Annotated in this window: 6 protein-coding genes; 1 reads left to right on the top strand and 5 read right to left on the bottom strand. The window is 66.7% G+C overall.

Annotated features, from left to right (window positions below; all coding sequences use genetic code 11):
- Positions 1 to 796, bottom strand: a 796-nt coding sequence (locus tag EPO55_RS13665) for an ABC transporter substrate-binding protein (RefSeq protein WP_296337434.1), incomplete at its 3' end; no start/stop codon positions are given.
- A gap of 191 nt (positions 797 to 987) precedes the next feature.
- Here EPO55_RS13665 and EPO55_RS13660 point away from each other — a divergent pair.
- A complete protein-coding gene (locus EPO55_RS13660) occupies positions 988 to 1,977 on the top strand; it encodes an LLM class flavin-dependent oxidoreductase (RefSeq protein ID WP_296337433.1) in 990 nt (329 codons plus the stop codon).
- A 4-nt stretch (positions 1,978 to 1,981) separates the two neighbouring features.
- On the opposite strand, the gene EPO55_RS13655 is transcribed toward EPO55_RS13660, so the two are convergent.
- Genes EPO55_RS13655 through EPO55_RS13640 form a run of 4 tightly spaced genes read right to left on the bottom strand, consistent with a single transcriptional unit; the run spans position 1,982 to position 6,377 of the window.
- Positions 1,982 to 2,929, bottom strand: coding sequence for a hypothetical protein (locus tag EPO55_RS13655; RefSeq protein ID WP_296337431.1), 948 nt, complete (start codon positions 2,927 to 2,929; stop codon positions 1,982 to 1,984).
- Positions 2,930 to 2,949: 20 nt separating this feature from the next.
- A complete protein-coding gene (locus EPO55_RS13650) occupies positions 2,950 to 3,711 on the bottom strand; it encodes an ABC transporter ATP-binding protein (protein WP_296337430.1) in 762 nt (253 codons plus the stop codon).
- Positions 3,692 to 5,497 carry a branched-chain amino acid ABC transporter ATP-binding protein/permease gene (locus tag EPO55_RS13645; protein WP_296337429.1) on the bottom strand — a complete coding sequence of 602 codons (1,806 nt, stop codon included), beginning with the start codon at positions 5,495 to 5,497 and terminating at the stop codon, positions 3,692 to 3,694. Before EPO55_RS13645 ends, EPO55_RS13650 begins: the two co-directional genes overlap by 20 nt.
- Before the next feature lie 10 nt (positions 5,498 to 5,507).
- The gene (locus EPO55_RS13640; RefSeq protein ID WP_296337428.1) at positions 5,508 to 6,377 is read right to left on the bottom strand and encodes a branched-chain amino acid ABC transporter permease; all 870 of its coding nucleotides are present in this window, start codon (positions 6,375 to 6,377) and stop codon (positions 5,508 to 5,510) included.
- Positions 6,378 to 6,381: the final 4 nt, after the last annotated feature.

Raw genomic sequence — 6,381 nt, 5'->3', positions numbered from 1 at the left:
CGCTCGAGAACTGCAGACCGACCATGCCGCCGCCGAACACCTTGACGCTGTCGCCGACACCGATCTCGTTGACCGCGCGCAGCAGACCGGCCGAATCGGGTGGGTAAGAGCAGATGAACACGATCTCCGGCTTGGCCGCGCGCAGCGCGCGCACCATGGCCGAGAACTCGACCGTCGCCGGCGGATAGTTCTGCTCATAGACGACCTTGACGCCTTTCTCGGTGGCGAGGTCCTTGGCGATCTTGATCAGGTTCTGGGCGAACTCCTGGTCGGCCGCGAGCAGGGCGATCGACTTGCCGCCGGCCTTCATGCCGAGGTCGATGAAGCCGCGCGCCCACGAGTCGGCCGGACCCCACGGCGCATTGTTGAACCACTTGTCGTGCTTGACGGTGCGGTTCACCTGGAACGAGAAGTTGCCCATCAGCAGCAGGTCGCGCTGCTTCACCATCGGCATGATGGGCGCGGTCGGCACGGTCGCATAGGGCGCGAACAGGAGATCGACCTTGTCGACGTCCAGCAGCTTGGAATAGATCGCAGGCGTTTCCGAGGCGCTCGACTTGTCGTCGTAGACGATCAGTTCGACCTTGCGGCCGAGCAGGCCGCCCTTGGCATTGACGTCGTCGCGCCAGACCTCGATGCCGATCAGCGAGGACTTGCCGCCGGCGGCGAGGCCGCCGGTCAAAGGCATGCTCATGCCGATCTTGACCGGCCCCTGCTGCGCAAGGGCCGGGAACGCCAGACCTGCGGCGAACGCGCCGGCGACGGCGGTACGCCGATGAATGCGACCAGATTTCATTGCCCGTCTCCTCCAGAATTTTCTTTATTATGTGCGGTAGCATAGCCAGCCGGCGAAATCGCGACAACGCTCCCGCCGTCGGAAGCGACCGAATTGCTGCAGCGCGAAGTCCGGCCGGTAATTTCGTCATTTCCTTACATCGCGGCCCGGTCCAGCATGACAGGAAGACGGCCCGGTGGAGGGGACAGAACATGCAGTTCGGACTGTTCGGCGGTGCGCGGACCAAGCGCAGTGTCGGCATCGAGGACAGCCAGGGCTATGAGGCCTTCATCGAGTATGTGGTCGAGGCCGATCGGCTGGGCTTCAGGCACCTCTTCATGGTGGAGCACCACTTCACTGGCCAGGGCCAGGTATCGGCTTCGATGACAGTGCTGGCCTATCTCGCCGCCCGGACGCGCAACATCCGACTGGGCACGGCGGTGGTCGTTCTGCCCTGGCACAACCCGGTGCTGGTGGCCGAGCAGGTGGCGACGCTCGACCTGCTGAGCGGCGGGCGGGTCGATCTGGGTGTCGGCAAGGGCTATCGCCAGGCCGAGTTCGACGGCTTCTGTATTCCCATGGCCGAGGCCACCGAGCGCTTCGACGAGGCGATGGAGGTGATCCGCAAGGCCTGGACGAGCGAAGGCCGCTTCAGCCATCACGGCAAGCGCTGGCACTACGACAACATCGTGGTGGAACCCGAGCCTCTGCAGCGCCCCCATCCGCCGCTCTGGCTGGCCGCCGGCAGCCATGACAGCGTCCGCCGCGCGGCCCGCGAAGGCTACAACCTGCTCCTCGACCAGCTGGCACAGGTCGACCAGATCGCCCAGCGCATTGCCATCTTCCGCGAGGAATGCGGGCGGATCGGCCGCGCCTTCGATCCCGCCATGGTGGCGACCGCCCGCGCCCTGCAGATGATCCATCGCGAGAGCGAACGGGCCCAAGCCTACGAGACCCGCAAGCGCGTGCTGAGCGTGATCGGCGACCTCGCGCGCGACAAGCTGCCGGACCGGATCGAGGACGACACTGCCCCGCTGCTCGGAACGCCGGACGAGGTAATCGCACGGCTGAAGCAGCTCGAGGCGAGCGGCGCCACCAACATCCTGCTGGTCGATCCCAATGCCTCGGTGGCCAACCTGCGCGCCTTCGCCCGCGAGGTGATGCCGGCATTCCTGCCCCGTGCCGTCGGGGTCGCTGACTGAGCGCCTAGCCCGCGCGCCGCCGCGCGGTGCCCTGGGGCGTCACTTCCGCGAGGCGGCGCTGGCGCATGGCGGCCCGCGGATCGTCTATCTCTTCCGCCGCCGAACCTGGAATGAAGGCATCGTAGCCCGGCGCGTAGTTGCGATTGGTCTGCTGGGCGTTGCGGTTGACCAGCGGCCGCGCATAGAGCGGATGGCGCATGCTGCGCACCTCGTGCTCGATCTGGATCAGCGGCTTGCCGTTTTTCAGATCGACGATGCTGTCGAAGCGGTACTGATGCTGGTTGCTCTCCTCGGTGATCAGGCCGCGCTCGAGCAGCTCGCGATGCGGCCCGGAGAAATTTGCGACATAGACCTGGATGTGATGGCCGTCGTAGGGCGCCAGCTTCGCCTTGGTCTCGCGGAAAACCAGCTCCTGCTCCATGCCGGCCGAAATCCGCGCCGCTGCACTGTCGACCTTCGTCGCGGCGCCAAAGACGCGGCCGTAGAAGTCCGCGACGCCCCTGGCCGCGCCGACCGGAACGTCGAACTCGACATAGGGCATGCCGAGATTGATGCGACCGAACCGCGGCGCCGGATCGTGGCAGAAGAAGTGGTTGCCCCAGGGGCAGATCGCCTCGACATGATCGTCGTGCTCGGTGAAGTCGAACTTCGTTCCCTTGAGCGGCTTGCGCAGGTTCTCCAGTCGGCGCAGCAGGGCCTCGCGATCGGGCACGACGAGACCGACGCGGCCGCGCAGGTGCTGCGGCGTTCCGGTGATCAGATGGAACTGGCTGCGCCCGACGTTGACCCACATGTTGTCGATGCTGGTCATCATGTAGGGGTCACGCGTCAGGCCGAGCCCGCTGACATAGAAAAGCGTCGCCAGCCCTTGATCCTCGATCTGCAGATTGACGTGTTCCAGCCCCACGATATTGCCGAGATCCTCGGCGCTGCGATCGTAGTGCTTGCTCATCGCCAGCCTCCTCCGGTCACTCAGGACGCCAAGGGTGCGTGGGCGTCCTGACCGAAATACGCCCGTTCCAGCCGATTCGGCAAATCCTCTTCATCGGTCGACGCTTCCAGCACGATCGAGCCCCGCGCCAGCGCATAGACCCGGTCGGATGCCGCCAGCGCCTTCTCGATCAGCTGTTCGACCAGCAACACCGCCGTGCCGCCTGCGCGCAGCCGCGCCACGGCGGCCAGCACGCGATCCACCAGCACTGGCGACAGCCCGGCCGACGGCTCGTCCAGCATCAGCAGGCGCGGCCGCCGCACCAGGCCCTGTGCGACGGCCAGCATTTGCTGCTGCCCGCCCGACAGGGTCACGGCGCGGTCATGGCGTTTGGCGGCGATGTCGGGGAAAAAAGCCAGCGCCTCCTCGACCTGCGTCGTGCGCCTATCGCGCGGCAGGCCGTAGCCAGCGAGCATGACATTGTCGATCACCGAGAGCTGCGTGAACACGCGATGGCCCTCGACCACGTGCACCAGGCCCGCCCGGACGGTGTCGCCGGGATCGGCCTTGCTCATGTCCTGGCCGGCGAAAGTGATCCTGCCGGTGCGCGGTAGCAGGCCGGAGATGGCTTTCAGGAGCGTGCTCTTGCCGGCGCCGTTGGGGCCCAGCAGGGCCACGACCTCGCCGGCGCCGACCGTGAAGTCGATGCCGTTCAGCACGCCAATCTTGCCGTATCCGGCCGACAGGCCGCTCACCTCGAGCAGAGGTTCGCGGGTCCGGGATCTAGGCGCCGAGGTAGGCACTGACCACCTCCCGATGCGAGCGGATCTCCGCCGGCGTCCCCGCTGCCAGCGTCTTGCCGAGATTGAGCACGGTCACGCGGTCGCAGATGTCGAAGATCAGGTCGGCATGGTGCTCGACCAGCAGGACACCCGTGCCCTCGCGGCTGATCGCCTTGATCAACGCGCCCAGCCGCCGGATTTCCTCCGCCGACAGGCCGGCCGCCGGCTCGTCGAGCAGCATGAAGGCAGGCCGCAGCATCAGGGCGCGAGCGATCTCCATGAAGCGGAGCTCGCTGTGCTGCAGGCGATCGGCGCGCACGTCGGCCAGCGATTCGAGGCCGACCGTGGCGAGCGCCTTCAGGGCCGCGACCTTGAGCTGCTTCTCGTCGTTGTGATGGCGCGGCAGCGACAGCATCGATTCGACGAAGGTGCCATCTCCGCGCACCGTGCCGCCGATCATGACGTTCGCCAGCACCGAAGCCGCGCCGACCAGGCGCGGAGTCTGGAAGGTGCGGGCGATGCGGTAGCCGGCGCGGGCATGAGGCTTGTCGAACGGCAGGTCGGCGCCGTCGAGCTTCAACGAGCCGGTCTTGGGCCTGTAGTAGCCTGAGATCACGTTCAGCGTCGTCGTCTTGCCGCTGCCGTTGGGGCCGATCAGACCATGCACCTCGCCCGAGCGGATCTCGAGGTCGAGACCGTCGATCGCCCGGACGCCGCCGAAATGCAAGGCAATATTGGCAAGCCTGATGGCGCTCGGCTCGCCCTTGGCGCCCAGCACCCGCGACAGCAGCTCGGGCCGCGGCACGATCTCGCGATGCTGCTCGAGCGGCCGGCGGTTCTTGTAATCGAGAAGGTCGGCGATACCGCCCGGGATCACCAGTACGATCACCAGCAGGAGGGCGGCGTAAAGGAACGTCGACCATTGCACCAGCGGCGCCGCGAACTCCGGCAGCACCGTCAGGATGATGGTGCCGAGCGCCGGCCCCAGGATCGAGCCGCGCCCGCCGATCAGGATGCCGATGAAGAACAGCACCGACATCTCGAAGGTAAAGGCATCGGGCGTGATGTAGGACTGCAGCGAGGAGAACAGCCCGCCCGCGATGCCACCCAGCCCGCCCGCGAGCAGGAAGACCAGGATCAGGAGCTTCGGCTTGGCGATCCCCGAGGCCTCGGCCGCGACCTCGGCGTCGCGGATCGCGACCAGCGCCCGGCCGTAGCGGCTAGAACCGATATTGGCGGTGATCCAGGTTGCGAGAGCCGCCAGGAGGAAGCAGAAATAGTAGAAGCCCCAACCCGGCTCGAACGGCCAGAGGAACACCGGCCCAGGCGTGCCGACGCCGCCGCCGGTGACATCCTTCCAGGCGAGCGCCACCTGCGTGACGATGGTGGCGAAGCCCAAGGTCGTCATGGCGAAATAGAAGGTCCGCAGCCTGAGGGCCGGCAGGCCCACGATCACGCCGAACACCGCGCCCATCGCGCCGCCGGCGATCAGGGCGAGATAGGGATGCCATTCGACGCCGCCCACCCGGCCGGCGGCCAACGCCGCCGTGGTGTAGGCGCCCAGCGTCAGCATCGCCACCCAGCCGATGGCGATCTGGCCGGCGTAACCCACCACCAGGTTCAACCCGGCGCTCAGGATCCAGTAGATGTAGGCGCGCTGGGCGATGACGCCGAAATAGGAATCGTCGAGCAACGGCAACAGCAGGCCGACGAGCCCGAGGGCGATCCACGACCAGCTGCCTTCGAGCCTGCCGAGCCATCCGGCAGGCGCCTTGGCCGTCGATATCGGAGACGTTGCGTCCGTCATACGCGTCGCCTCATACCCGTCGCGCCGCCGCGGCGCCCGCCAGGCCCTCGGGCCTGAGCAGCAGCACGACGATGAAGACGGCGAACACCGCGACCGAGGCGAAGATGCCGCCGACCAGGAAGTTGGCCGCCTGCTGGAACAGGCCGAGCGCCAGGCCGCCGACGACGGCGCCTCGGTTGGAGCCCATGCCGCCCAGCGCAACCGGCACGAAGCCGTAGAAGTTCAGGATCGCCTGGTTGCCGAAGTACGCGAGCAGCATCTGCGCGCCGGTGAAGCCCGCCAGGACGCCGATCATGCCCGCGATGGCGTAGCTCGCGATCCGGAGCTGTGTCTCGGGCAGGCCGAGTGCGCGGGCGGCATAACTGTCCTCGGCGATGGCAAGGAACGCGCGGCCGATCAGCGTCCTGCGGTAGAGCAGCTCGAGCCCGACGATGGTGACGATGCAGGCGAGCACCGGCAGCCAGATTTTCTGGTCAATAATGCTCAGAGCCGAATTGGGATCGATCGGCACCAGAACCGGAAACGGCTGCGCTTCCGTTCCCCAGTAGATGGCCACGACCTGCTGGATCATCAGCGCGAAAGCCAGCGTCGAGAGCACGTAGAGATGCTGCTCGATGCTCTTCAGGACCGGCCGAACGGTCAGGATCTCGGTGATGACGCCGAGAACGGCGCCAGCCGCCAGCACCAGCAAGAACGCCAGCACGGCGTTCATGCCCAGCTTATTGATGAAGAGCGCGCCCAGCACACCGCCCAGCATTCCCAGCATACCCGCGGTGAAACTGAACACACGCGACGCCGAGAACATCACGTTGTACGTGATGCCGATCAGTGCGTAGACCGCTCCTACCGCAAGGCCGTAGGAGACGATCGACTGAAGCATCGGG

This window comes from Reyranella sp. (assembly GCF_004296935.1).
Lineage (GTDB): Bacteria > Pseudomonadota > Alphaproteobacteria > Reyranellales > Reyranellaceae > Reyranella.
Note: the sequence above shows the minus strand (reverse complement) of the source record. Positions and strands in the feature narration are given on the sequence as shown.

Bases quoted from the DNA above. Each gene is read 5' to 3' on its own strand.
- EPO55_RS13660 (WP_296337433.1), top strand. From the start codon at position 988: ATGCAGTTCGGACTGTTCGGCGGTGCGCGGACCAAGCGCAGTGTCGGC.
- EPO55_RS13640 (WP_296337428.1), bottom strand. From the start codon at position 6,377: ATGCTTCAGTCGATCGTCTCCTACGGCCTTGCGGTAGGAGCGGTCTAC.
- EPO55_RS13645 (WP_296337429.1), bottom strand. From the start codon at position 5,497: ATGACGGACGCAACGTCTCCGATATCGACGGCCAAGGCGCCTGCCGGA.
- EPO55_RS13655 (WP_296337431.1), bottom strand. From the start codon at position 2,929: ATGAGCAAGCACTACGATCGCAGCGCCGAGGATCTCGGCAATATCGTG.